General features: G+C 35.6%; 25 protein-coding genes. 16 read left to right on the top strand and 9 right to left on the bottom strand.

What is annotated here, in order from left to right:
• The first annotated feature begins 3 nt into the window (after positions 1 to 3).
• The 8 genes from WJN01_RS14270 to WJN01_RS14305 all read left to right on the top strand — a co-directional run bounded on the left by WJN01_RS14270 (position 4) and on the right by WJN01_RS14305 (position 8,025).
• The gene (locus WJN01_RS14270; RefSeq protein WP_445197837.1) at positions 4 to 381 is read left to right on the top strand and encodes a GxxExxY protein; all 378 of its coding nucleotides are present in this window, start codon (positions 4 to 6) and stop codon (positions 379 to 381) included.
• A gap of 38 nt (positions 382 to 419) precedes the next feature.
• The gene (locus tag WJN01_RS14275) at positions 420 to 1,385 is read left to right on the top strand and encodes a GSCFA domain-containing protein (protein WP_445197838.1); all 966 of its coding nucleotides are present in this window, start codon (positions 420 to 422) and stop codon (positions 1,383 to 1,385) included.
• 80 nt (positions 1,386 to 1,465) lie between these two features.
• The gene (locus WJN01_RS14280) at positions 1,466 to 2,014 is read left to right on the top strand and encodes a DUF6252 domain-containing protein (protein WP_445197839.1); all 549 of its coding nucleotides are present in this window, start codon (positions 1,466 to 1,468) and stop codon (positions 2,012 to 2,014) included.
• A gap of 55 nt (positions 2,015 to 2,069) precedes the next feature.
• A complete protein-coding gene (locus WJN01_RS14285) occupies positions 2,070 to 3,920 on the top strand; it encodes a PQQ-binding-like beta-propeller repeat protein (protein WP_445197840.1) in 1,851 nt (616 codons plus the stop codon).
• A 225-nt stretch (positions 3,921 to 4,145) separates the two neighbouring features.
• Complete coding sequence (locus WJN01_RS14290) at positions 4,146 to 4,424, top strand: hypothetical protein (RefSeq protein WP_445197841.1); 279 nt, start codon at positions 4,146 to 4,148, stop codon at positions 4,422 to 4,424.
• A gap of 9 nt (positions 4,425 to 4,433) precedes the next feature.
• Entirely contained in the window at positions 4,434 to 6,521 is a 2,088-nt protein-coding gene (locus tag WJN01_RS14295; RefSeq protein ID WP_445197842.1) for a tetratricopeptide repeat-containing sensor histidine kinase, read from the top strand.
• A 14-nt stretch (positions 6,522 to 6,535) separates the two neighbouring features.
• Complete coding sequence (locus tag WJN01_RS14300) at positions 6,536 to 7,186, top strand: response regulator (protein ID WP_445197843.1); 651 nt, start codon at positions 6,536 to 6,538, stop codon at positions 7,184 to 7,186.
• Positions 7,187 to 7,410: 224 nt separating this feature from the next.
• Positions 7,411 to 8,025 (top strand): DUF4230 domain-containing protein, encoded by a 615-nt coding sequence (locus WJN01_RS14305; protein WP_445197844.1) that lies wholly within the window; start codon positions 7,411 to 7,413, stop codon positions 8,023 to 8,025.
• Here the strand turns inward: WJN01_RS14305 and WJN01_RS14310 are convergent.
• Positions 8,020 to 8,325, bottom strand: a complete 306-nt coding sequence (locus WJN01_RS14310) for a rhodanese-like domain-containing protein (RefSeq protein WP_370480003.1) — start codon at positions 8,323 to 8,325, stop codon at positions 8,020 to 8,022. The two genes, WJN01_RS14305 and WJN01_RS14310, sit on opposite strands and share 6 nt — an antisense overlap.
• 115 nt (positions 8,326 to 8,440) lie before the next feature.
• On the opposite strand from WJN01_RS14310, the gene WJN01_RS14315 reads away from it, so the two are divergent.
• The gene (locus tag WJN01_RS14315) at positions 8,441 to 9,193 is read left to right on the top strand and encodes an enoyl-CoA hydratase/isomerase family protein (RefSeq protein ID WP_445197845.1); all 753 of its coding nucleotides are present in this window, start codon (positions 8,441 to 8,443) and stop codon (positions 9,191 to 9,193) included.
• A 3-nt stretch (positions 9,194 to 9,196) separates the two neighbouring features.
• On the opposite strand, the gene WJN01_RS14320 is transcribed toward WJN01_RS14315, so the two are convergent.
• Positions 9,197 to 10,954 carry an aromatic amino acid hydroxylase gene (locus WJN01_RS14320; RefSeq protein ID WP_445197846.1) on the bottom strand — a complete coding sequence of 586 codons (1,758 nt, stop codon included), beginning with the start codon at positions 10,952 to 10,954 and terminating at the stop codon, positions 9,197 to 9,199.
• 166 nt (positions 10,955 to 11,120) lie between these two features.
• On the opposite strand from WJN01_RS14320, the gene WJN01_RS14325 reads away from it, so the two are divergent.
• Positions 11,121 to 11,450, top strand: a complete 330-nt coding sequence (locus WJN01_RS14325; protein ID WP_445197847.1) for a thermonuclease family protein — start codon at positions 11,121 to 11,123, stop codon at positions 11,448 to 11,450.
• Between the two features lie 31 nt (positions 11,451 to 11,481).
• Here the strand turns inward: WJN01_RS14325 and WJN01_RS14330 are convergent, their stop codons facing one another.
• Positions 11,482 to 12,048 (bottom strand): DUF4136 domain-containing protein, encoded by a 567-nt coding sequence (locus WJN01_RS14330; RefSeq protein WP_445197848.1) that lies wholly within the window; start codon positions 12,046 to 12,048, stop codon positions 11,482 to 11,484.
• 122 nt (positions 12,049 to 12,170) lie between these two features.
• Entirely contained in the window at positions 12,171 to 12,335 is a 165-nt protein-coding gene (locus WJN01_RS14335) for a C1orf53 family protein (RefSeq protein ID WP_370480011.1), read from the bottom strand.
• A gap of 89 nt (positions 12,336 to 12,424) precedes the next feature.
• On the opposite strand from WJN01_RS14335, the gene WJN01_RS14340 reads away from it, so the two are divergent.
• The 4 genes from WJN01_RS14340 to hemL are packed head-to-tail and all read left to right on the top strand — an operon-like array spanning position 12,425 to position 15,727.
• Positions 12,425 to 12,736 (top strand): hypothetical protein, encoded by a 312-nt coding sequence (locus WJN01_RS14340; protein WP_445197849.1) that lies wholly within the window; start codon positions 12,425 to 12,427, stop codon positions 12,734 to 12,736.
• Positions 12,714 to 13,631, top strand: coding sequence for a 1-aminocyclopropane-1-carboxylate deaminase/D-cysteine desulfhydrase (locus WJN01_RS14345; RefSeq protein WP_445197850.1), 918 nt, complete (start codon positions 12,714 to 12,716; stop codon positions 13,629 to 13,631). The genes WJN01_RS14340 and WJN01_RS14345 overlap by 23 nt, the downstream gene beginning before the upstream one ends.
• Complete coding sequence (locus WJN01_RS14350; protein ID WP_445197851.1) at positions 13,631 to 14,437, top strand: glucosaminidase domain-containing protein; 807 nt, start codon at positions 13,631 to 13,633, stop codon at positions 14,435 to 14,437. The genes WJN01_RS14345 and WJN01_RS14350 overlap by 1 nt, the downstream gene beginning before the upstream one ends.
• Positions 14,438 to 14,440: 3 nt before the next feature.
• Complete coding sequence (gene hemL / locus WJN01_RS14355) at positions 14,441 to 15,727, top strand: glutamate-1-semialdehyde 2,1-aminomutase (protein ID WP_445197852.1); 1,287 nt, start codon at positions 14,441 to 14,443, stop codon at positions 15,725 to 15,727.
• A 66-nt stretch (positions 15,728 to 15,793) separates the two neighbouring features.
• On the opposite strand, the gene WJN01_RS14360 is transcribed toward hemL, so the two are convergent.
• Together WJN01_RS14360 and WJN01_RS14365 are read right to left on the bottom strand one after the other, a co-directional pair.
• Complete coding sequence (locus WJN01_RS14360; RefSeq protein ID WP_445197853.1) at positions 15,794 to 16,273, bottom strand: DUF4890 domain-containing protein; 480 nt, start codon at positions 16,271 to 16,273, stop codon at positions 15,794 to 15,796.
• 112 nt (positions 16,274 to 16,385) lie between these two features.
• Positions 16,386 to 17,603 carry a hypothetical protein gene (locus WJN01_RS14365; protein WP_445197854.1) on the bottom strand — a complete coding sequence of 406 codons (1,218 nt, stop codon included), beginning with the start codon at positions 17,601 to 17,603 and terminating at the stop codon, positions 16,386 to 16,388.
• A 320-nt stretch (positions 17,604 to 17,923) separates the two neighbouring features.
• Here WJN01_RS14365 and WJN01_RS14370 point away from each other — a divergent pair, with 320 nt between their 5' ends.
• Both WJN01_RS14370 and WJN01_RS14375 read left to right on the top strand, forming a co-directional pair.
• Positions 17,924 to 18,802, top strand: a complete 879-nt coding sequence (locus WJN01_RS14370) for an alpha/beta hydrolase (RefSeq protein ID WP_445197855.1) — start codon at positions 17,924 to 17,926, stop codon at positions 18,800 to 18,802.
• Positions 18,803 to 18,836: 34 nt separating this feature from the next.
• Positions 18,837 to 19,586 (top strand): alpha/beta hydrolase, encoded by a 750-nt coding sequence (locus WJN01_RS14375; protein ID WP_445197856.1) that lies wholly within the window; start codon positions 18,837 to 18,839, stop codon positions 19,584 to 19,586.
• Between the two features lie 67 nt (positions 19,587 to 19,653).
• Here the strand turns inward: WJN01_RS14375 and lysS are convergent, their stop codons facing one another.
• The 3 genes from lysS to WJN01_RS14390 all read right to left on the bottom strand — a co-directional run bounded on the left by lysS (position 19,654) and on the right by WJN01_RS14390 (position 23,062).
• Positions 19,654 to 21,342 (bottom strand): lysine--tRNA ligase, encoded by a 1,689-nt coding sequence (gene lysS / locus WJN01_RS14380; protein WP_445197857.1) that lies wholly within the window; start codon positions 21,340 to 21,342, stop codon positions 19,654 to 19,656.
• Between the two features lie 110 nt (positions 21,343 to 21,452).
• Complete coding sequence (locus WJN01_RS14385) at positions 21,453 to 21,896, bottom strand: DUF1573 domain-containing protein (RefSeq protein ID WP_445197858.1); 444 nt, start codon at positions 21,894 to 21,896, stop codon at positions 21,453 to 21,455.
• Positions 21,897 to 22,006: 110 nt separating this feature from the next.
• Positions 22,007 to 23,062 carry a helix-turn-helix domain-containing protein gene (locus tag WJN01_RS14390; protein ID WP_445197859.1) on the bottom strand — a complete coding sequence of 352 codons (1,056 nt, stop codon included), beginning with the start codon at positions 23,060 to 23,062 and terminating at the stop codon, positions 22,007 to 22,009.
• Between the last annotated feature and the right edge of the window lie 58 nt (positions 23,063 to 23,120).

Below are 23,120 nucleotides of genomic sequence, written 5' to 3' on the forward strand. Positions count from 1 at the left end.
AATATGACCGAAAATGAACTGGCAACTATTATTGTTGATAAATGTTATCGGATTCATGTTGAACTTGGTCCAGGACTGCTAGAATCTGTTTACGAAGAAGTTTTGTTTTATGAGCTTAAACAAGAAGGGTTGGATGTTAAGTGCCAACTTGGGCTTCCGGTTTTTTATAAAGACCTTAAGATGGAGCTTGGTTTTAGAGCAGATTTAATCGTTGAAAATAAAGTTATTATCGAGATTAAATCAATCCAAAAAATCGAACCTGTTCATTCAAAACAATTATTAACATACTTGAAAATTACAGATTTAAGATTAGGTTTATTAATTAATTTTAATGAAGTATTAATTAAGAATGGAATAAAAAGAATAGTGAACAATTTATGATTTTGCTTTGCGCCACTGCGTCTTAGCGAGAAACCAAAATGAAACTCCAAACCCAAATACCGTTAGAAAAACAGTCTGAACATTTAATAGACTACAATTCTAATGTGTTGCTCTTTGGGTCGTGCTTTACGGAAAATATTGGAGGTAAGCTAAACTATTTTAAGTTTCAAAATCTTCAAAATCCGTTTGGTATTCTTTTTCATCCTAAAGCCATCCAAAATTTGATTTCCTATGCTATTGAAGGGAAAAAATATTCAGAAAAGGACATTTTTTTTCATAACGAGCAATGGCATTGTTTTGACGCGCATTCAAGACTGAGTTCGTCTTTAAAAGATGACTTATTTAATGAATTAAATAACCAAATTGCGCTGACTAATAAAGGGATACAAAAGGCAACGCATATCATTATTACACTGGGTACGTCCTGGGTTTACCGTTTTATTGAATCTGGTACCATTGTAGCCAATTGCCATAAAGTTCCCCAAAAACAATTTTCTAAAGAGTTGTTGTCTGTTGAAGAAGTTGCCGAATCTTTGCAAGGCATTATTGATTCAATAAAAGGTGTCAATCCAGAAGCGACCATAATTTTTACAGTTTCACCTGTACGGCATTTAAAGGATGGCTTTGTTGAAAACACACAAAGCAAATCGCATTTAATAACAGCCATTCACCGAGTTTTGAATCAAGAATCGTCAAATGGCAATCGTAATTCACATTATTTCCCTTCCTATGAAATTGTTATGGACGAACTTCGCGATTACCGTTTCTATTCAGAGGATATGATTCATCCCAACCAAACGGCAGTAAATTATATTTGGGAAAGATTTCTGCAGGTTTGGATGTCTTCCAAAACATTAAAAATTATGGAAGAAGTTGATACAATACAAAAAGGGCTTCAGCACAAACCATTCAATGTAAATTCCTCAGTACACCAAGCCTTTCTTCAAAATTTGCAGGCTAAAAAATTAGAAATCCAAAGACAATTCCCACAAATTGTGTTTTAAAAATACGTAATTCATCGTATTGATTCCATTTGTTTATTGTTTGAGCTTTGTTGGACTATTAATCAACAAATATTTCAACAATGAGAAATTTAAAACGAATTGTGTTAGTCTTAATGATGGGTTCATTGCTAACATGGTCATCATGTTCAAAAAGTGATGACGGAGGGGGAGGAGACGCTACTGCTGCCGCTGGGACTTTAACTGCAACCGTTGACGGGAAATCTTATCAATCCATGGAGATTTCGTCATCGGCAACACTTGTAAATGCAGGCTCAGTCAAGAATTTAGTAATCATTGCATCTAATAGTGATGGCAACGCATTTGCCATGACCATTTTTGGATACACTGGTACAGGAACTTATGAGTTTACCGGGGCGAATGTAGCGGTTACCAATACAGCATCTTACACCGAAACGGCTGTGAACTTAAGTAATCCAATGGCTTCAACAACCGAAATATGGCAAGCGCCTTTTGATGCTACACTGGCAGGTTCAATTACCATTGATGAAGAAACCGCTACCAATCTTAAGGGGACTTTTTCATTCACCTGCAAAAATGTAAATGGAGACCAATCCATTAAAAATGTCACTTCAGGCGCATTTAATCTAGAAATACAAACCGCAACATAATTAAAGAATTAAGTGTTTAAACTTGAATCTTAATTCAAAATAAAAATATTCAACAATGATAGATTTAAAAAAAATAGTGATGCTGATAACTATAATGTTATTGGCCCACGCAGGATGGTCCCAAAAAACTACACCAGACTACCAATATGCTTTTGATGGACAAGTAAAATGGCTAATACTGCATGAATCTGGAACTTTATTGGCATCAACAGGAGAGGCATTGGCCGGAATAAGACCCAATAGCCATGAAGTGTCTTTTAAGCTTGAGCGACTTAAAAAAGTTAAAGAGGAAAACCTTGAGTTTGTTCCAGGTACACCTTATGTAATCATTAAGCCACGCGGTATTTTTATGCATACCGTTGTTGTTGATGTAGTAAAAGGTAAGATTGTTTTCGATTCAAAGGAAGAAAATTGGCAAAACGGAGTAACCAGCAGGTATTTCTTAGGGCCTGAGATGATGTTTGTAGTTAATGGAATGCATAAGGAAGAAGGAAATAAGTATACAGGAGGAGTTGGTCTATATGATTTAAAAACAGGAAAACTCGTAAATATTTTTGAGCGGAAAGCTGCAAATCCTATGGTTGGTGAGCCCGATATTTTGGGCGATAATATTGTTATTCCAGGCATGAAAAATGTTGAGTGCTATTCAATAAGCACAGGTGTTGTTAAGTGGACGGCAGACATAAAGAATGCCTCAAATATTGCTGCAAATGAAGACTCTAAGGAGATTTATGCATTTCAAACAAAGGGAGACAACACAGTAGTTCATAAAATAAATGCTGAGACCGGTGCAGACATGTGGCCAGACGGCAATAAAATAAAAGGAGTTATTTCAACGGTAGAGTTTACGGATAAGGGATTGGCTATTGTAACCAATATTTTAAGTGGTGGAAGTAAACTTATGAGCAAACTTAAAGGCTCAGGAACCTCAAAAGTATATCTTTTGGATTTGAATACAGGTGCCGACCTATGGGATAAATCGCCAAAAACCAAAGGCATCATCAATCATTTTTATGTTGAGGATGATGGTATTCTTTTTGGAGTTTCGGATGGAGGCATCAATAAAATTGGCTTTGACGGTACACCACGTTGGAGAAAACCATTAAATACAGGACCAGCAATACAAATCATGGCAACTGTACCAACGGGGCTTCTTTATATATCTGAAACTGATGCTGATATTATTGATATGTCAAGCGGCGAATCGGTTTTTGGCAAAGCCATTAAATACAAGAATTCTGAAGCAATAGCTTCCACTTACGATAAAGTTCGAGACAGGTTCCTTATTACCTGTAAGGATGGTGTTTACGAAGTGAATGGAAATACTGGAGAGTACAATTTAATTGCTGGAAAAACCAAATTTGAAGGTAAAGAAGATCCAACAGGAATTGAAGTGAGGGATAATGGAATATTGTTAACCGCTTCACAAAATTTAGAAATGTTAGGCTTTCAAGGAGACTCTAATTGGCATGTGTACCATCGTGCACCGGGCAAAAGTGCTTTTGGGCTTGCCATAGTTGGTGCATTGACATTAGCATCGGCTTCGGCATCTATTTCCCACTCAGCGTCTGCCGGATATATGAAAGGTGCGGGTGTTCCATCTTATAATAGTTCGGTTCAATATCACGAACAACAAGCTGAAAGTTGGGCCAATGTTGCCGATGCAGGATTTCAGGAAATGGCAAAACGTTTTAAAGCTACTAAGGCTACGGCAAATTCTGCGTTTATTTTAACCAAAGTAGATGATGGAGTTGCACTGGTTAAAGTAGATAAAGATTCAGGAAAAACATTGAACGAAATTGTAATTAAAGATAAAGATCCTATGTACGAAGTTGACGATATTGCAGGTTTTCTTTATTTCAAAGACAAAGGAAATAACATAAGCGCTTTCGATTTAAATAAATAAATCTTGTTGTTGAGATTTTTTATGATTAAGTGTGGTATTAACACTACTGCGCTTAATCTTTTTTTATAACATTTTGTCGAAAATTTAGTTGAGGTTCAACATATTGGTTTAAATTTAATCCTGCTATTAATCAGTTCATATCAAAAGGCACCAATATGCAAAAACCTATTTGCTATTGGTGTTTTTTACTTTTAGGATTATTGATATTGAATTGAAAAATCAAAAATGGAGTTTGATATTTTGCTTATTAACGGGTTGCATTTGTTGGCATTGATTCTGGTGTGTTTTTCGGTTAAGGTTTTTTTTAACATGATGTCATTTAAACGGAAAGCAGACAAAGAACATTCTATTTTAATGAAGGATTTGGAAGTGCAAACACAAAAACTTAAATTGAACAGTCAAAAAGTTCAAGTGTTTGATAATTTAACTGCTTTACTATTGAAAAGGCTTTTTAAAATCACCAAGGATTTGTTGGCAGTTCAAAAATTGATAATTATACCTTAATAAAATTATATGAAGAAGAGGGTATTGACCATCATCTTTTTAACGTGTAGCTATTTAATCTTCTCTCAAAACAGTTTAAAGAGCATTGATAGTTTACAAATCGAGTATAATTCCACTAAGGGCATAAATTCCAAAAATGATATTCTTTATAAAATAGGAATCGAATATTTGAGCACCAACTTAGATTCTTCTTTACAAATCTTCCGTCGAGTCATTAAAAATGCTAAAATCATAAATAACGATACCCTTTTATTAAAAGGGTATTTGGGTATGGCAAAAGCTTTTACTGATAAAACTATGATTGACTCGGCCGATTACTATTTTGACGTTTCAGAAAAAAGCCTTGAATTTATAAAGAATCAGGAACTACAAAAGTCACTATACAATAACAAGGGAATTTTGCTCTTTCACAAATCGGAATACAACTTAGCAGCCAATGAATTTAGGAAAGCCTTGGCTATAGCCGAAAAAGAAGCCAATTTGGATGCCAAGTCCAGAAGCTATAACAACATTGCAATATGTATGTCGTTTATGGGAAATTATAAAGCTGCACTGGAGATGCATATAAAATCTGCAAAGATAGCCGAAGAATTGAATGACAGAATTGGCTTGGCTAAATCTTACAACAATATTGGTTTGGTTTATAAAGATTTAGATGAACTGGAAAAGGCAGACGAGTATTTGCTAAAATCGCTTTTAATAAAAAAGGAAGAAGGCAATCCAATAGATATCATTGGCAGCTATTTAAATTTGGGGGCCAATCAGCGTGCCATGGGCGATAAACTAAAAGATTCCTCTATGCTGTTAAAGGCAAGGGAATATTTTCAAGAAGCCCTAAAATTAAGCGTTTCTTCTGGCTACCTTAGGGGCAAGAATAATGCCTACGTTAATTTGGCGTTGGTTGAAAGCACATTAAAAAATTATGAAAGTAGTATTGCCTATGGCCAAAAGGCCTTGGAACTAGCCGTTGCATCAAAAGATTATGATAAAGAGATGGTAGCCAGAACAAACTTAGGGGATGCATACAGGTACAACAAGCAATTTAATCTGGCAAAACAGCAATTGTTAGAGGCATTGAAGATGGCTGGGGAAAGCCAAAATCTTTATGTAAAAAAAGAAGTGTTACTCATTTTGAGTTTACTGAGTAAAGAACAACAAAACTTTGAAAAGGCGCTGGGTTATTATGAGGAATACCACAAAGTGAATGATTCAATCTCATCTTCAGAAGTAAAAAAGAACGTTGACCAACTCGAAGCCCAATACCAAAACGAACTCAAGGAAACAGAGATTCAAACCCAGCGGGCTGAATTGGCTGAAAAAGAATTAAACCTAGCAAGAAAAAATACCCAATTAATAGGTTTGGGCATATTGGTCTCGGTGTTGTCGCTGCTTGGCTATTTGATCTACAAGCAACAAAAACTTAAAAACAAACAATTGCAAAAGGACAGTGAGTTAAAAATAGCATTGGCCAAAATTGAAACCCAAAACAGGTTGCATGATCAACGTATTAGAATTTCACGCGATTTGCATGACAATATCGGGGCACAGCTCACTTTTATTATATCCTCGATAGAAAATTTGCAATACGGATTTAAAATTGCCAACGAAAAACTAACGAGCAAATTGACAGATATCGGTGCTTTCACTAAAGAAACCATATATGAATTGCGCGATACCATTTGGGCAATGAATAAAGATGAAATCACTTTGGAAGATTTACAAGCCAGAATTTCTAATTTTATTGATAAGGCTGATTTGTCTTCACAAAAAATAAAATTTGAATTCAATACAGATGATGCTATTTCAAAGGATTTTGAATTCACTTCGGTACAAGGCATGAATATTTATAGAATTCTTCAAGAAGCTATCCACAATGCCATTAAGTATGCCGAACCTTCTTTGGTGGAAATTGATATTAACAAAGTGGAAAAAGGAATACTATTTAAGGTTACCGACGACGGTAAAGGTTTTAATACACAGGTTGTAACACAAGGCAACGGCCTTAAAAACATAAAAAAGCGGGCCGAAGATATTGGTGCCGAAATAACAATTGAGAGTAATTTAGATATGGGAACAACTATTTTGCTACTTTGTTAAATGAAAGAATTCACATGAATATTAAAATAGCCATAGCAGACGATAATACATTTTTGGTAAACGTAGTGGCCGAAAAATTATCTTTTTTTGATGACCTAAATTTAAAATTTGCGGCCATGAATGGCTCTGGACTTTTGGAAAAACTTGAGGCCGATCATAATGTCGATGTTATTTTAATGGATATTGAAATGCCAGTTATGGACGGTATAGAGGCAACAGAAAAAATAAAACAAAAATATCCGCACATTAAAATTATCATGCTAACTGTTTTTGATAATGACGAAAACATTTTCAACGCCATAAAAGCTGGGGCTGATGGTTATTTGCTTAAAGAGGTTAACGCAAAGGATTTACATACAGGAATTTTAGAAACCTTAAATGGAGGTGCCGCTATGAATCCGTCAATTGCTCTAAAAACACTAAAGTTGCTTAGGAATCCGTTGGAAATTGAAGACACAAAAGAGAAAGATGATGTAAAACTTACAACACGTGAAGTTGAGGTTTTGGAGCAGTTGAGTAAAGGATTGAGCTATAATTTAATTGCAGACAATCTTATTCTTTCGGTCGGAACGGTAAGGAAGCACATAGAAAATATTTATAAAAAGCTTCAAGTACACAATAAGTTGGAAGCCGTCCAAAAAGCTAAAAAGAACAATTTAATTTAATGATTTCGTAACTTCAGGATAATGTCCTAAAGGGGCTTCATTATTAATTTTACAACGAATTAGTTTTGAATATTTAATTTACATTAGTTAGGCTTCATATGTCGAAGTAAACTAATGTTTTTTTGTTTTATATAGGCTCAATTTGAATCATTTTTCATCTACCTTTAATAAATTTCTAACAGGATAAATAGCAATAGCCTTTCAAAATATTTCTAAATTAGCGTATGCGAAAAATTCTTTTTGGTGTTGTAATTACCCTAATTGTTCTGTTCACTTTCAAGTATTGTGGCGATAAGCGTGAAGATAAGATAACCCTTCAGGAGAGCAGTGCACTAATTCAGGAGCAAATAAGCAATGTTGGAAAACTTGTTGTTACGGAGGGACATTTCAGTGATGTATTCAATTATAAAAACTCAAAGGAAATTTTTGGAGATTATTTCACTTCTGAGAAAAAAGCATTGGTTGTAGTCAATGCCGATGTAACCATTGCTTATGATTTAAGTAAAATTGACTTCGAAATAGACGAAGCCAACAAAACGCTCACTATTTTAAATATACCTGAGGAAGAGATAAAGATTAGTCCAGATTTTGAGTATTATGATATACAAGCAGATTTTTTAAATCCTTTTGAAGCCAAAGATTACAACGATATCAAAGCCAAAGTTAAGATATCGTTGCAAAAAAAGATTGAGGCTTCAGATTTAAAGAAAAACGCCAAAAACCGTTTGGTTAGTGAGCTGTCAAAATTCTATATCCTCACAAATTCGTTGGGATGGACCTTGCAGTACAACAACCAGCCTATAAATACCCGTGAATCTTTGGATGGCTTGAAGCTATAGTTGGTTTTTTAGGCTAACCCAGCCGCCACCGTTTACTGCCTCTATACCATTACTTTTTAAAATTGATGCCGCATTTCCAGAGCGCATACCGCTAGCGCAACATGTAATTACAGGTTTTTTAAAACTTTTAATAGTCTCAATTTTTGAATTGATGTTTTGTAACGGAATGTTTTTTGAACCCTTAATGGCTCCTTGGCTGTATTCTCCTGGAGTACGAACATCTATAATGATGGCGCCTCTGTTTTGATATTCTTTTATCATATTATTTTTGTTTCCAAATAAAAAATCTAATAATCCCATTAATAATTTTTCGGCAAATTAATCGAATAAATTTTAAAGCATCGGTAACATAAGTTGCATTAAAGTACATTGAAAATTTACGTATATTCATCCCTTAAATAATGGCTGCCAAAAAATGGAAACCCCTTACGTTACGCTTAAAGTTGAAAATAAAGTTGGTTATGTTGAATTCTTTCATCCCAATAGGAATTCTATGCCCAGTGATGTTTTAAGCCAGTTGGAACAAACAATCGTTAGTGCTGGAACCGATGACAAAATCAAAGTAATTGTCTTAAAAAGTGGGGGTGACAGAACATTTTGTGCTGGTGCCAGTTTTAATGAGCTCATTGCCATTGAAGATGCCGAAACAGGAAAACAATTTTTTATGGGTTTTGCTAATGTAATAAATGCAATGCGTAAATGTCCAAAATTGATTGTTGGGAGGGTTCAGGGTAAAGCCGTTGGTGGAGGTGTTGGTTTAGCGGCAGCGACAGATTATTGTTTAGCCAATAAATATGCCTCAATAAAATTGAGTGAATTGAGCATAGGCATAGGTCCGTTTGTTATTGAGCCAGCGGTATCCAGAAAAATGGGTCCCAATTCAATGTCACAAATGACCATAAATTCTGAAACTTTTTTCTCTGCGGAATACGGAAAAGAAAGGGGGTTGTTTTCGGAAATATTTGAAACTACCGAAGCACTGGATACAGCGGTTAAAGATTTAACTGAAAAGTTATCTGGTTATAATCCAGAAGCGCTTGCCGAAATGAAAAAAGTATTTTGGAAAGATGCCCAACATTGGGACGAATTGTTGGCAGAACGTGCCGAGATTAGCGGAAAACTTGTTTTGAGTAAGTTCACGAAAGAAACATTAAAGCGGTTTAAATAAATTTTAAGCCTTTACTTTTGAGTTAACTATAGCCAATCCATCATCAATCAATCTTCCAACCTCAGGTCTGTTTTGCTTAATGGTCTCCAAATGCTTTAAAATGTTATCGCATAGCATTTTTTCGTCCCCTTTATAGGCCAGCTCATAGAGTTCAACAGATAAAAGCCAGTCGTTTGGGTGTTTTTCAATAAGCTGTTCCAAAACTTTTGTTCTTGATATTGTTCGATTTTTACCTTCTCTGTAATCGCGAATTTGTTGATATAAAGTTTCGAGTTCCAATCGCTCACCTGATTTTTCCATATGAATGGTTTGAGATGATATTTTATGGGTCATTAAATCAAAACTGTTCAAATCTGCAGGGCCCGCAAACGCTGAAACAATTTCTTTGCCAATCGCCATATCGTAATCGCCCCATTCAGGTTTAAACAAAATAGTTTCGTTGTGTCTTACGGTGCAATTGCTAAAGCTGATGAGAATTATTTTTCCTTGAAGATTGCGTTTTCCTGTAATGATTTCTCCTGAAACCGTAATACCGCCTTCAAACTCCAAAGTAACTTGTTTTTCTTCGTAAATGTTGTAAGCGCTTAAATCACGTGGACTCATATCTTCAATAGCCAAATTGATGCCTTTCAGTTTTCCAATTGGCGAACCAAATCCTTTTGGATGGGTATTGGTTCCGTGACCAACAAGTTCCTTTTCTCTGTAAGCCAACGCCGTTTTACCCGCACTTTGAATATAAATTGGGTTCCCCTCATTTTCAATGACCTCTTTAAATATACCCGAAATTTGAAGACCTGTGCTCAATTCCACCGTACCCAAAGCTTCAGATTCAATGAGTTTGTTAATTCCAGAGAGCCCACCTTTACGCAGAGCCATATTATTGGCAAATTCTTCCAAAACCAAACTTAAAAGGGCAAAATCGGGCGTAACATAAAGTTGGGGTTGTGGTTTGGTGATGTCAAAATCTTGATAGGCTGCATCAATTGTGTATGGTAATTTTTTAACGTCATCCGTCAAACACCGAGCACTTTCCCCAATTGAAGAAAGAAGGCCGGCGCCGTAAATTTCAGGATTATCAATGGTGCCAATTAATCCATATTCAACCGTCCACCAATGTAGATTTCTTATGAGTGCCATTTCACTAGGACTACCCATATTTTGCTGAAGCTCTTCTACTTTTTTTTCGGCGAAAGCAATGTCTTCTTCTTTCGTGTTGGGTGCTTCTTTTATAATGGAAAGATGCCTTACAGCTTCATAAAGTTCGTAGTCTTTGGCAGAGGAAATAGCTTTACATCCAATTTCACCAAAACGTCTTAAATATTCGGCATATTCGGGGTTGGCAATTATCGGTGCATGGCCGGCACCCTCGTGGATAATATCTGGGGCGGGAGTGTATTCAATGTGTTCTAACTGTCTAATATCGCTGGCAATGACCAAAACGTTATAGGCCTGAAATTCCATAAAGGCATTGGGCGGAATAAAGCCATCAACGGCCACGGCTGCCCAACCAATATCTTTCAAAATACGGTTCATGCCGTACATATTGGGAATGTGGTCTATAGAAATACCTGTTTTTTTCAACCCTTCCACATACGATTTATGAGCCACGGTACTTAAAAAATCGACATTTTTCCGCATAACATACCGCCAAACAGCTTGGTCAATTGCGGAATATAACTTGTAATTCTGTGGCTTAATAAACTGCTTCAGGTGTTTGGGTAGGCGATTTAAAATGTGGTTAGATTCTATATGCTCGGGCATGACAAAATTTGCTTTAGGTGATAAGTAAAAATACGGAATATTTATAAAATGTTTTGTTTTTCAAAGAATTATTTAAAAATATGGTTCGAAATAGGATAATATTAAAATTGATTAAGTATTTGTGTATATTTAATAAATAGAGAAACGAACAATTAAAAAGTGAATTATGTACAATTATAAGGCAAAAATTATTGATGTTTACGATGGCGATACAGTAACCGCCGTTGTAGATTTAGGTTTTCTGCATTTTCAAGAAATGAAACTTCGTTTGTATGGCATTGATACGCCCGAATTAAGGGGAGCAGAAAAAGAAGAAGGTATAAAAGTCAGGGATATTTTAAGGGAAATGGTTTTAGACAAAGAAGTCACTATCCGTTCTTACAAAGATAAACAGGGCAAATACGGCCGATATTTGGCAAATATAATTTTGGAAGACGGACTGGAAGTTAACCAATGGCTAGTTGACAATGGCCACGCAAAACCATATTTTCCATAAAAAAAAGCAACTTTAAGCTGCTTTTAAAATTTTATTGTTGTGCTCCAGGAGGATATTTCGCCATAATTTCGGCAACAAATTCCTTGATGCGTGCTTCTTTTTTCTCCATGTTTTTACTTAAGTAGCCTGTACCCATGCCTTGCCATACCAATTCCTTTTTATTGGCATCAATAAGGTCAATGTAAAGAGTGCCTTGTGTGCTTACCGATGTAGTTGGTTGGTTCCAGCCCCAACCCCAGCCAGGTCCGTAGCCACCCCATGGGCCCCATCCGCCCCAACCCCAGGCACCATAGCCCCAGGCATTGTTGTAAACATCAACACGTTGTTGCGATTTGGTAAACAAACTCACTAATAAGTCTGGATTTTCAGATTTAGTATAGCCTTTGGCCAAAAGTTCAGCTTCAATGGCTCTTAAAATACGGCGTTTGTCAAGGTCGCTAATTTCGGCCTTGTCAATTCCCGTTTTAAAAAAAGCGAACGTTTTATAATCGTTAAAGGTTGCATTTTTATCGTAATCGGCAGCCACTCTAATTGAACTGCATGAAGTAGCAACAATTAGTAATGCCAAAATTGGAACGGTTTTTAAAAAATTTTTCATAGCAAATAAAATTAATGGTTCTTAGAATGAATTTTTTAAGGACAAAAAAGGCTTTTTCTTATACGTTTTCACTAAATAAAAGCAGCAATAATCGTACCAAGGTCTGGTAAAAATGGGTGGAGTTAACTTTTTATACTGTTTGTTCTTTTATCGTATCCATAGGGGCAGTGTCTGCAACCACTTTCGCAACAATAGCCACGTTTTAAATGATACTGTTCCGTAAAACAGCGGTAACCTTCGGGCGTTATGTAATAATCACCTTCTTCAATCGGGACAATTTTTTTCATATATAAGCAAATATAAAGTAAATTGGATTGATTTTTGATTTTCAATTTATATGATTTTCGTCTCTAAATATTTAGTCCCCAGAGGTTATATGGGAATGACAATTTTTCCGTTTGTTTTTTTGAAGCATGAACAACTTAGGGAAGATAAAGTATTGATTAACCATGAAAAACTCCATTTACGTCAGCAAATTGAGTTGTTGATTATTCCCTTTTATCTGTTTTATGGTATTGAATTTTTTTGGCGATTGGCACAATACAAAAATTGGCATTTTGCATATCGGAATATTTCTTTTGAGAGGGAAGCTTATGCCAATGAAAAGGATTCAGGGTATCTAGTCAAAAGATCATTTTGGGCATTTTTGGGTTATCTTCGTGGCAATGGATTTCAAACTCGAAAATAGCATCAATAAGCATTTGGCATTACCTAAGAAATTTGGAGTTGAGCTATTTATAAAAAGGGAAGACCAAATTCATCCGTTCGTTTCTGGCAACAAATACCGAAAGCTTAAGTATAATTTACAGGAAGCAAAAAAAGAATGTTTTAAAACCTTGCTAACATTCGGTGGTGCATTTTCCAACCATATTGCTGCTGTGGCCTCTGCTGGAAAAAGGTTTGGTTTTCATACGATTGGAATTATTAGAGGTGAAGAGCTAAAGAATAAAATTAATGAAAACAGTACGTTGCGTTTTGCCCAGCAAAATGGCATGCAGTTTAAGTTTGTTTCGCGCGATGAATATCGAAACAAAACCTCGGAAGATTTTTTGTCTAGGTTAAAAGAAGAATTTGGAGACTTTTACTTAATTCCTGAAGGCGGAACAAATCCTCTGGCTATAAAGGGTTGCGAAGAAATTTTAACGCATGAGGATAAGCAATTCGATTATGTGTGTTGTTCCGTTGGAACCGGTGGTACCATTTCAGGACTTATAAATTGTTCAAAACCTAGTCAACAAGTTTTGGGTTTTCCTGCTTTGAAAGGAAACTTTTTACAACAAGATATTAGTAAATTTGTAACCAAGAGCAATTGGAAATTGATTGCCGACTATCATTTTGGGGGATATGCCAAAATAAATGAAGATTTAGTCACGTTTATTAATCAATTCAAAGCCGATTATAATATACAGCTAGATCCTGTTTACACAGGAAAAATGCTTTTCGGAATCTTTGATTTGGCCAAAAAAGGATATTTTCCAAAAGGGTCAAAAATACTGGCCATTCATACCGGAGGTTTGCAAGGCATTGAAGGTATGAACGCTCTTTTGAAGAAGAAAAATTTACCAATAATTACCACAAATTAATGAACAGAATAATAGTATTATTATGTGTTGGATGTCTTCTTTTTAGTTGTAAATCTAAAAAGGCTATTGTGACCAAAAAAGGTAACGACACTGAAAGACAGATAGTAATAGATAGAACTGATAAGCAAAAGGAAGTTATAGAAGAAGCCCCAAAAGTTTATGCTAGTAACACTGAACGCTATATTGATAATTACAAAGAAGTTGCCCAAAATGAAATGGTTTTATACGGAATCCCAGCCAGCATTACCTTGGCCCAAGGGATATTGGAGTCAGCCTCGGGAAGTGGGCGTCTTTCGGTTGAAGCCAATAACCATTTTGGCATAAAATGCCATGAGTGGACCGGGGCTAAAATCTATCACGACGATGATAAAAAACAAGAATGCTTCCGAAAATATAAAGATGCTAAATATTCCTTCAGGGACCATTCGTTGTTTTTAACAGAACGAAAGCGATATTCAGGTCTTTTTCTTTTAAAGAAAGAAGATTACAAAGGTTGGGCAAAAGGATTGAAAGAGGCTGGTTATGCTACCGATAGAAAATATCCGCAAAAATTAATTGACCTGATTGAACGCTACAACTTGCATGAATACGACAAAGCCGTTTTGGGTGATTCTTACACAAAATATGAACCTCAAGTTGTAGAGAACGCATTTGTTACCTACACCGTTTCTAAAGGAGATACATTGTATTCCATTTCAAAAAGATATAATACCACGGTAAAAGAACTTCAAAACATAAATGGTTTAAATGATACGGCACTTAGCATTGGGCAAGTGTTAGTTGTTAAACCGGTATCAAACAATTAAAAAATGATTTATAAAAGAAGCAGTGCATTGTTTGCAGAAGCTGAAAAAGTTATTCCCGGAGGGGTAAATTCACCCGTAAGGGCCTTTAAAGGTGTTGGCGGTACTCCAATTTTTGTAAAAGAAGCAAAAGGTGCCTATTTATATGATGAAGATGATAATCGGTTAATTGACTATATCAATTCTTGGGGGCCGATGATTTTAGGCCATGCCCATAAATCGGTCGTGGATGCTGTAATTGAAAAAGCCAAAAAAGGAACTTCGTTTGGTATGCCCACTGAAATTGAAACCCAAATTGCCGAATTGGCAGTTTCTATGGTGCCGAACATTGATAAAATTCGATTTGTGAATTCGGGGACAGAAGCCTGTATGAGTGCAGTGCGTTTGGCACGCGGTTTTACAGGAAAGGATAAAATCATCAAGTTTGCTGGTTGCTACCATGGGCATTCCGATTCGTTTTTAATTCAAGCTGGAAGTGGTGCTAGTACCTTTGGAACGCCCAATAGCCCGGGAGTAACCCAAGGTACGGCAAAGGACACCTTATTGGCTAAGTATAATGATATTGATAATGTAAAGGAATTAATTGAAGCCAACAAAAACGAAATTGCTTGTATTATTATTGAGCCTGTAGCAGGAAATATGGGCTGTATTCCACCAAAGGAAGGCTTTTTGCAAAACTTAAGAGCGCTCTGCGATACCAACAATATTTTGTTGGTTTTTGATGAGGTTATGACAGGTTTCCGATTAGCCAAGGGAGGGGCACAAGAACTTTTTAAGATAAATGCAGATATTGTTTGCTTTGGAAAGGTAATCGGTGGCGGTTTGCCGGTTGGAGCTTTTGCGGCTAGAAATGAAATTATGAATCATTTGGCACCCTTAGGACCTGTTTACCAAGCAGGGACTTTAAGTGGAAATCCCTTGGCCATGGCAGCTGGTTTGGCCATGTTGACGGAGTTGGACAACGATGCCAAAATTTTTAATCGTTTAGCTGAAAAAACGGAATATCTGCATAAAGGTATTGCTAAGGTTTTAAATGAAAATAAGGTGGTACACACCATCAATCAGACAGGTTCAATGATTTCGGTGTATTTTGATGAAGCTGAAGTTATAGATTTTGATACCGCAGCGAGAGGGAACAATGAGACCTTTAAAAAGTTTTTTCACGGGATGCTTAATGAAGGTGTTTATATTGCACCAAGCGCATTTGAAACTTGGTTTATTACAGATGCTTTAACTTATCAGGATTTAGATTTTACGATAGCTGCTGTAAGAAGGGTTGCTAAAAGTTTATAAAAAAAGCGCATTTCAAAATTCAGAAATGCGCTTTTCATCAACAAACTAAACTAAAATCAGTCAACTTTACTCTTTTTGCATATTTTTTTTGCGCATCGTTTTTCTTAACTCTTGCTTTTTTTCATTTCCTTTCATACCCATCCTTGCTTGACTCTTTTCCCACTTTGCATATTGGTCATCATTCAAAATCTTCTTCATTTTTGCCTTCACTGCAATCTGATGGTCCAATCTCGCATTTTCTCTTTGAAGACGTTCTTCTTTTGAAGGTTTTTCCATATCACCACTTTCCTTTTTGGCTTTCCACGCTGTCATCATTTCTTTTCGTTTGGTGGCATTGTCCAAATTGATTTTGTAAATCTCATCTTGTTGCGACTTGCTCAAATCTAAGTGCAAAGTCATTCTTTTTGTTTGTAACGTGGCAGCCTCCTCAGGGGTTAAATCCTGCATACGTTGCATTTTGTCTTTGGCCATTGGTGGTTTCTTCTCTTCCTGTGCAATTCCTTGAATGCTAACCAAAGCAATTGCAATAATTAAAAGCTTTTTCATTTTTTGATATTTTTGATTTATACCAATAGGACTTTAAAAACTTGAAAAGGTTTAAAGGCCATTAGCTTTTAACTAGATGTTAACGTTTATGGTAATGAAGAGATTATAGAAGCTACTTTACAATAGGTAATTTTATGCTGATGCCCGTTTGGAAATCTGGGGCGTTGTTGACTTCAAAATCTTCCTTTATATAAATGGAAAACTGAAAATTGGGTTTGCCATAGGTGTAAACGAAATTCCAGTTTTGTATTGTGCTATATAAGGTGTAAACACCGTTTTGCCAACCGCCATTGATTTCTCGCCATTTACCTAAAAGCCTAAAATACCCGAATTCTTCCTTTTTGTTGTAACGGCTTTGTGCCTGAAAGTTTACCCCAAAAGCATTATAATTGCCTTTTTTGGTATATTTTGTAATCTCTAAATTGGTTTCAAAAGTGCCCAAATAAGAGTTGTTTCCCAAATCTATAACCTCTTTAAAATTGACTATATTTTTTCTCAAAACATTGGCTCCCAAGGCTACATTGAGTTCATATTTGTTTTTTAGATCAATCTTTTTAATGGCATTGGCAGATAAACCAAAATCCATGGAAGAATTGAATCTTGATGTATTTAGCCCCAAATGGCTTCCAAAATTGATGAATATATTTTTGGAGTCATTTATTGCAAGTTGCGGGTAGTAATAATGGCTTAACTCAATACCGCCCAAAAAGAAATTGTTCTGCCTCAGTTCAAGGGTGTTTCCATTTCGGTCGAGATATCTAAAGTTAACTTGGTTTAGACCATAATAACGCCGTCCATAAGGGTCTTCACCTCCAGCAACATTGGAGTGGAACCACTCGATGCTTTCGTCGGCGGTAAAAAATGAAAAAGGATATTTCCCTTTGGTAATTAAATAAGACCTGAAATTTAAAGTTAGTTCGTGCCTTTTGTTTATGGGGATTTCAAAATTTAACCTAAACTCCTTAATAACTGCGTCAACTAAAATATTCATGTAATCTGCTGGCGTGGTTTCTTGATCTAAAAAGGTAAACTGGCGGTCGTGCCATATGGTTTGACTGAGTCGTTCTCTTATCTCGGGATCTTTTGGGTAATGTGCCTCAACAAACGGATGGAAGTTGTTCCCGCTGGAGTAATCAATGCTGAACCTTGGTTTTTTGTATGGTAAATATTTAAAATTAGCATTTATTCTTGAACTGAAAATACCAAAATGGTGTGTTGCCAAAAGACTTGGGTTGCTTATGCCGTTTTTATAAGATAGGCTATCTTTTTCTTGAGCGAAACCATTTATGTAGATTGAACAAATAAAAAGTACAAACAGTTTTTTTAGCATCGCACAAAAGTAGAAATTTAAGTTTTGGCTACGTTGTATTCTTAAAAAATTAACACTTCTAATAAACGTCTCTTAATGAAGTTATAAAACTGTTCCTGTGAGTGTTAAATATTTCAAAATTAATTTTATACATGAGAAATATTGTGTCTCTTTGTATAGTTAGTTTAGTTAAGCACAATATTCTCATTATTGTGCAAAAAAGTTAAAGTTTAGTTTGTTTAAAAAAAGCCAGCCTGCTAAGGATGGCTTTTTTTGTTTTATAGCTTCCCAAAATTGTTTTCAACTTTTGTTGTAACTTAGTGTTCTAACAGGTTTTTAACATGCCGTATTGGTTACATATTGTTTGGGTTTTATTGATTGCCTATATAGCAATAAGTGTGGCTTTGTATTATTTGCAGGACTATATGTTATTTAAGCCTGAAAAGCTTCCAAAAGATTTTGAGTTCTATTACGAAAACCAAGATACCAAAGAGTATAATTTGGAAACCCGGGATGGTGCGGTTATTAACGGACTCCTTTTTAAACCGAAGGGAGAACCCAAGGGTATTGTTTTGTACCTGAAGGGAAATTCAAAAAGCATTAGAGGATGGGGTAAATTTGCAGTAGATTTTACGCGCCATAATTACAATGTTCTGATGGTTGATTACAGAGGTTTTGGAAAAAGTACGGGTAAGCGCTCCCAAAAAGCCATTAAGCGCGATTTGCAGCAGGTGTACAACAGAATAAAAGAACGAACCACCGAAGACCGTGTTATTTTATATGGTCGTTCTTTAGGTTCGGGTTTTGCTGCAAAGTTGGCCTCGATGAACAATCCAAAAATGCTCATTTTAGATGCACCTTACTATAGCATGACCAAAGTTACGGCACGTTATGCCCCATTTATGCCGCTTTCGGTTTTGTTAAAATATCCGCTTCCAACATACAAGTGGCTCAAGTATGTGCAATGCCCCATTCATATCATCCACGGAACCAACGATAAATTAATTCCGTATAAAACAAGTTTAAAATTATCCAAAATCAATCCGAAACTCACAAAACTGCATACGGTTATTGGGGGTGGCCATAAAAATTTAAATAATTTTGAATCTTACCATGAAATGATTCATGATATACTTAATTCAAAACCTCAAAATATCGATTTGTCAACCACTAGTATTCATGTCAAACACAGCTCCAAAGCCACTAAAGCGAAAGCTTAAAAGGCTAATTTTTGTATTATTCGGTATTTATTTTATGATAACAGCATCATTGTATTTTCTTCAGGAAAAAATATTGTTTTTGCCCACAACCTTAGAACAGAATTATCAATTTGAGTTCAATTATAATTTTGAAGAATTGAATTTTGAGACCAGTGATGGTGCAAAACTGAATGCCCTTCATTTTAAGATTGAAAACCCAAAAGGTATAATACTATATTTTCATGGCAATGCAGGCGATTTATCACGTTGGGGAACAATAGCTGAATTTTTTGTTGAAAAGAAGTATGACGTTTTGATTATGGATTACAGATCCTATGGTAAAAGCACTGGCAAGTTAAGTGAAAAGGCTTTTTATAATGATGCCCAGTTGTTCTACGATTACTTATTGAAACATTACGATGAACCTGAAATAACACTCTACGGACGTTCATTGGGAACTGGAATAGCCACTTATTTGGCTTCAAAAAACAAACCAAAACAACTTATCTTGGAATCGCCCTATTACAGCATGGTCGATGTAGGGAAGTCTCGATTTCCTTTTTTACCTGTTGAAATGCTGCTTAAATATAAATTTCCAACGTTTAAGTTTGTAAAGAACGTAAGTTGCCCCATAACGATGGTTCATGGAACGAATGATGATATTGTTCCTTTTAATTCAGCCAAAAAATTGTTTGAGGTCGCCCCTAAAACACAAGCTAAATTTATAACTGTGGAAGGTGCTGGTCATAATAACCTGATTGAATTTGAAACATATCGAAATGGGATAGAAAATTCCTTGAAATAAAAAAGGAACCGCATTTTAGCGATTCCTTTTATATCGTTTCTTTCTGAAAAATCAGAATAAATAAAGTCTAAACTACGCCGACAAAAAGTCCGTCATCAGTCTTTTCGACTTTTGCTAAATTGCTTTTGGTAAGTTCCTTAATGGTCTTGTCCCATTTTTTATTTGATAAACCTGACTGGTTTTTTAAATCGTCAAGTCCAAGTTTTTCAGCTTTTTTTAAGATTTCAAAAACGGCTTTGGCATCCTCGCTAACAGCCACAACCTTTTTCTCTGGACGCATTTGAGGAAAGAACAGCACTTCCTGAATAGATTGGTTATTGGTTAAAAACATAATTAATCGGTCCATACCAATCCCCATCCCAGAAGTTGGGGGCATACCGTACTCCAAAGCTCGTAAAAAATCATAGTCAATAAATTCGGTTGCCTCGTCATCACCTTTAGCCGCCAATTTTAACTGATGTTCAAAACGTTCACGTTGATCAATGGGGTCGTTTAATTCAGAATATGCATTTGCTATTTCCTTGCCACAAACCATAAGTTCAAAACGCTCAGTCAATTCAGGATTATCACGGTGTTCTTTACACAATGGGCTCATTTCCTTTGGGTAATCGGTAATGAAAGTTGGCTGTATGTAGTTGCCTTCGCATTTTTCACCAAAAATTTCATCAATCAATTTGCCTTTGCCCATGGTGTCATCTACTTCAATGCCTATATCTACTGCAGCTTTTCTTATTTCGGCTTCGCTTTTTCCTGTAATATCAAATCCTGTAAATTGCTTGATGGAATCGGCCATAGTCACCCGTGCATAAGGTGCTTTAAAATCTATTTCGTGTTCCCCGAAAGTAGCTTTAGTTGTTCCGTTTACAGCAACGGCACAATGCTCAAGTAATTGCTCGCAGAAGTCCATCATCCAATTGTAGTCTTTATAGGCCACATAAATTTCCATGGCGGTAAACTCAGGGTTATGGGTTCTGTCCATGCCTTCATTTCTGAAGTTTTTAGAAAACTCGTAAACACCATCAAAACCACCAACAATCAATCTTTTTAAGTATAGCTCGTTGGCAATTCGCATATATAATGGCACATCTAAGGCATTGTGGTGTGTGACGAATGGTCTTGCAGCCGCACCACCTGGAATAGGTTGTAAAACAGGGGTTTCAACTTCAAAATAACCAGCATCGTTAAAAAACTGACGCATGGCATTGAACAATTTTGTGCGTTTTACAAAAACCTCTTTAACATTTGGGTTTACAACCAAATCAGCATAACGTTGTCTGTAGCGTTGTTCCGGGTCGGTAAAGGCATCGTATACTTTACCATCTTTTTCTTTTGGAAGGGGTAGCGGTTTTAGTGCTTTACTAAGCAAGGTAAAATCTTTAACTTTTACTGTTTTTTCACCTACTTGGGTTTTGAAGAGTTCGCCTTCAATACCAACAAAGTCACCAAAATCAAGTAATTTTTTAAAGACTTCGTTGTATTTGGTTTTGTCATCACTAGGGCATATTTCATCACGATTAAAGTAGACCTGAATTTTTCCTTCGGCATCTTGTAATTGGGCAAAACTGGCTTTTCCCTGAACCTTGATCATCATCAATCGGCCAGCAATCACCACTTTTTTTCCTTCTTCAAAATTTTCCTTTACTTGTTTTGAAGTGTGGTCTACAGGGTATAAATCTGCTGGATAAGGATTGATTCCTAACTCGCGAAGTTTATTTAACTTGTCTCTTCTTACTAATTCTTGTTCTGAAAGCTGCATGCTAATTAATTTTGAATTCTGCCTTTTTTACAGACGCCTGCAAAATTACGTTATTTTCAAAAAATTAGCATACAACTTATTGGTAGATTTTTGTGAAAAGAAATTTGAGGTTAATTTGCTGCTGGTTCCACTTCGGGCTTTAAAACCTCGCCTTTAATTTTTAAAATTTTAGTAGGTTCTGATGCGTTTGATGTTAGCGTTACCGTTTTTGAGAATTTTCCAATTCTATTAGTGGCGTATTTCACTTTAATTTCTCCTTTTTCTCCCGGAGCAATCATATTTTTGGTATAAGTGGGCACTGTGCAACCACAAGATCCTTTTGCATTTGAAATTACAATAGGTGCGTCTCCGGTATTGGTAAATTTAAAAAATCGTTCGCCATCAGCATTTTGTTCAATCGTGCCATAGTCTATTTCGGTAGTTTCAAAAGTAAAAACACCTGCTTTTTCACTTGTCTCACTTTCTTGTGAAAAGTTAATACCATAAACTAATAGGCAAAGAATTAATAAAGCTTTGGTCTTTAAAGAAAAGAAAGCATTTTTAGATAAGTTCATAATGTTCGAGTTTTTTGGTTTATAAAGACACAAACATCATAAAATTTTTATAAACGTCAATAAAATTATGGGTTGAAATGAGTACTAGTACTTAGGTTTAAATTTATTAACTAGTTGTTAAACAGTGATTTAATTTGGTCTCTAGATTGTACGTTAAGTTTTTTATAAATGTTGTTAACATGGGTTTTTACCGTGCTTAAACTGATAAAAAGACTGTCAGCAATTTCTTTGTTGCTCTTTTCTTCCAATAAAAGTGAGAGAATGTTTTGCTCTTGTTTGGTAAGTTGCTCTTTGGCTTTTGTTATGGTGTTGGGTTTATTTTTCTTTTTGGAAAACCAAAACCACAAGTTAAATGACAGTGATACCACCAAAAGAAAGTAAAGCAAGTAGTTCAATTTAAAACCAGAATCAGAAGTTCCATTAACAATATATTTATCTGAATTTAATTCTGCCTTGTACTGTTTAGTGTAGCTGGAACTTGGATATTGTGTTTCTAGCCTGGTTAACAAATCCTCATAATAATCATTGTTTTTTATGTCTTCTAAATAATGGTTATGCAGATCATTTCCTCTGTCCGAAAGAAATGAGTAGATATAGAGTTCGGCCAAGGGTTCATTGAGATGTTGACCAAAATCCTGTAGGGTCTTAAACCATTTTTTAGTATTTAATTTTCGGTTGGCCTCGCTTCTGAATTCGCTAAAAGCAAATTTCATTTCTTCCCTTAAAGAATCAATCTTAACAAAGGCTTTTGCTTTTTGGTTTGTAGATTTTATGTCGCAGAATATTTGCTGCTCAAAAGAAATAGGAAATACAATAGTGTCGTTGTTTTTTGCAATGAAAATAACTTCTTTGCTTTCATCGCAATGGCCATAAAAATGGTTTTGGTTTTGTTCGCTTTCAAAACAATTGTCTACATGTATTCTGTAAATTCTGTTGTCATTTTCCAATTGGTTCCCAGTAAACCTAAAATAGCCCAGGCTATCAGTAGTTACTTTCGCTATAATTTGCTCAAAATAAACACCGGAAATTTTTCGGTAATCCTCAATTATGGAAAGGTAAACATTGTTGTGCCATTCTTCATTGTCAACATGCCCTGTAAAAGAATATTGCGCTTTCACAGAGAACGAAAACAGCACAAAAAATATAAAAATAAAACGTTTTTCCATACCGCTAAACTACTATAATTTATTCAAAATAGATGCGAATATTTTCAACGGAAATCTT

It is taken from the genome of Tamlana sedimenti, assembly GCF_038148895.1.
Classification (GTDB): domain Bacteria; phylum Bacteroidota; class Bacteroidia; order Flavobacteriales; family Flavobacteriaceae; genus Tamlana.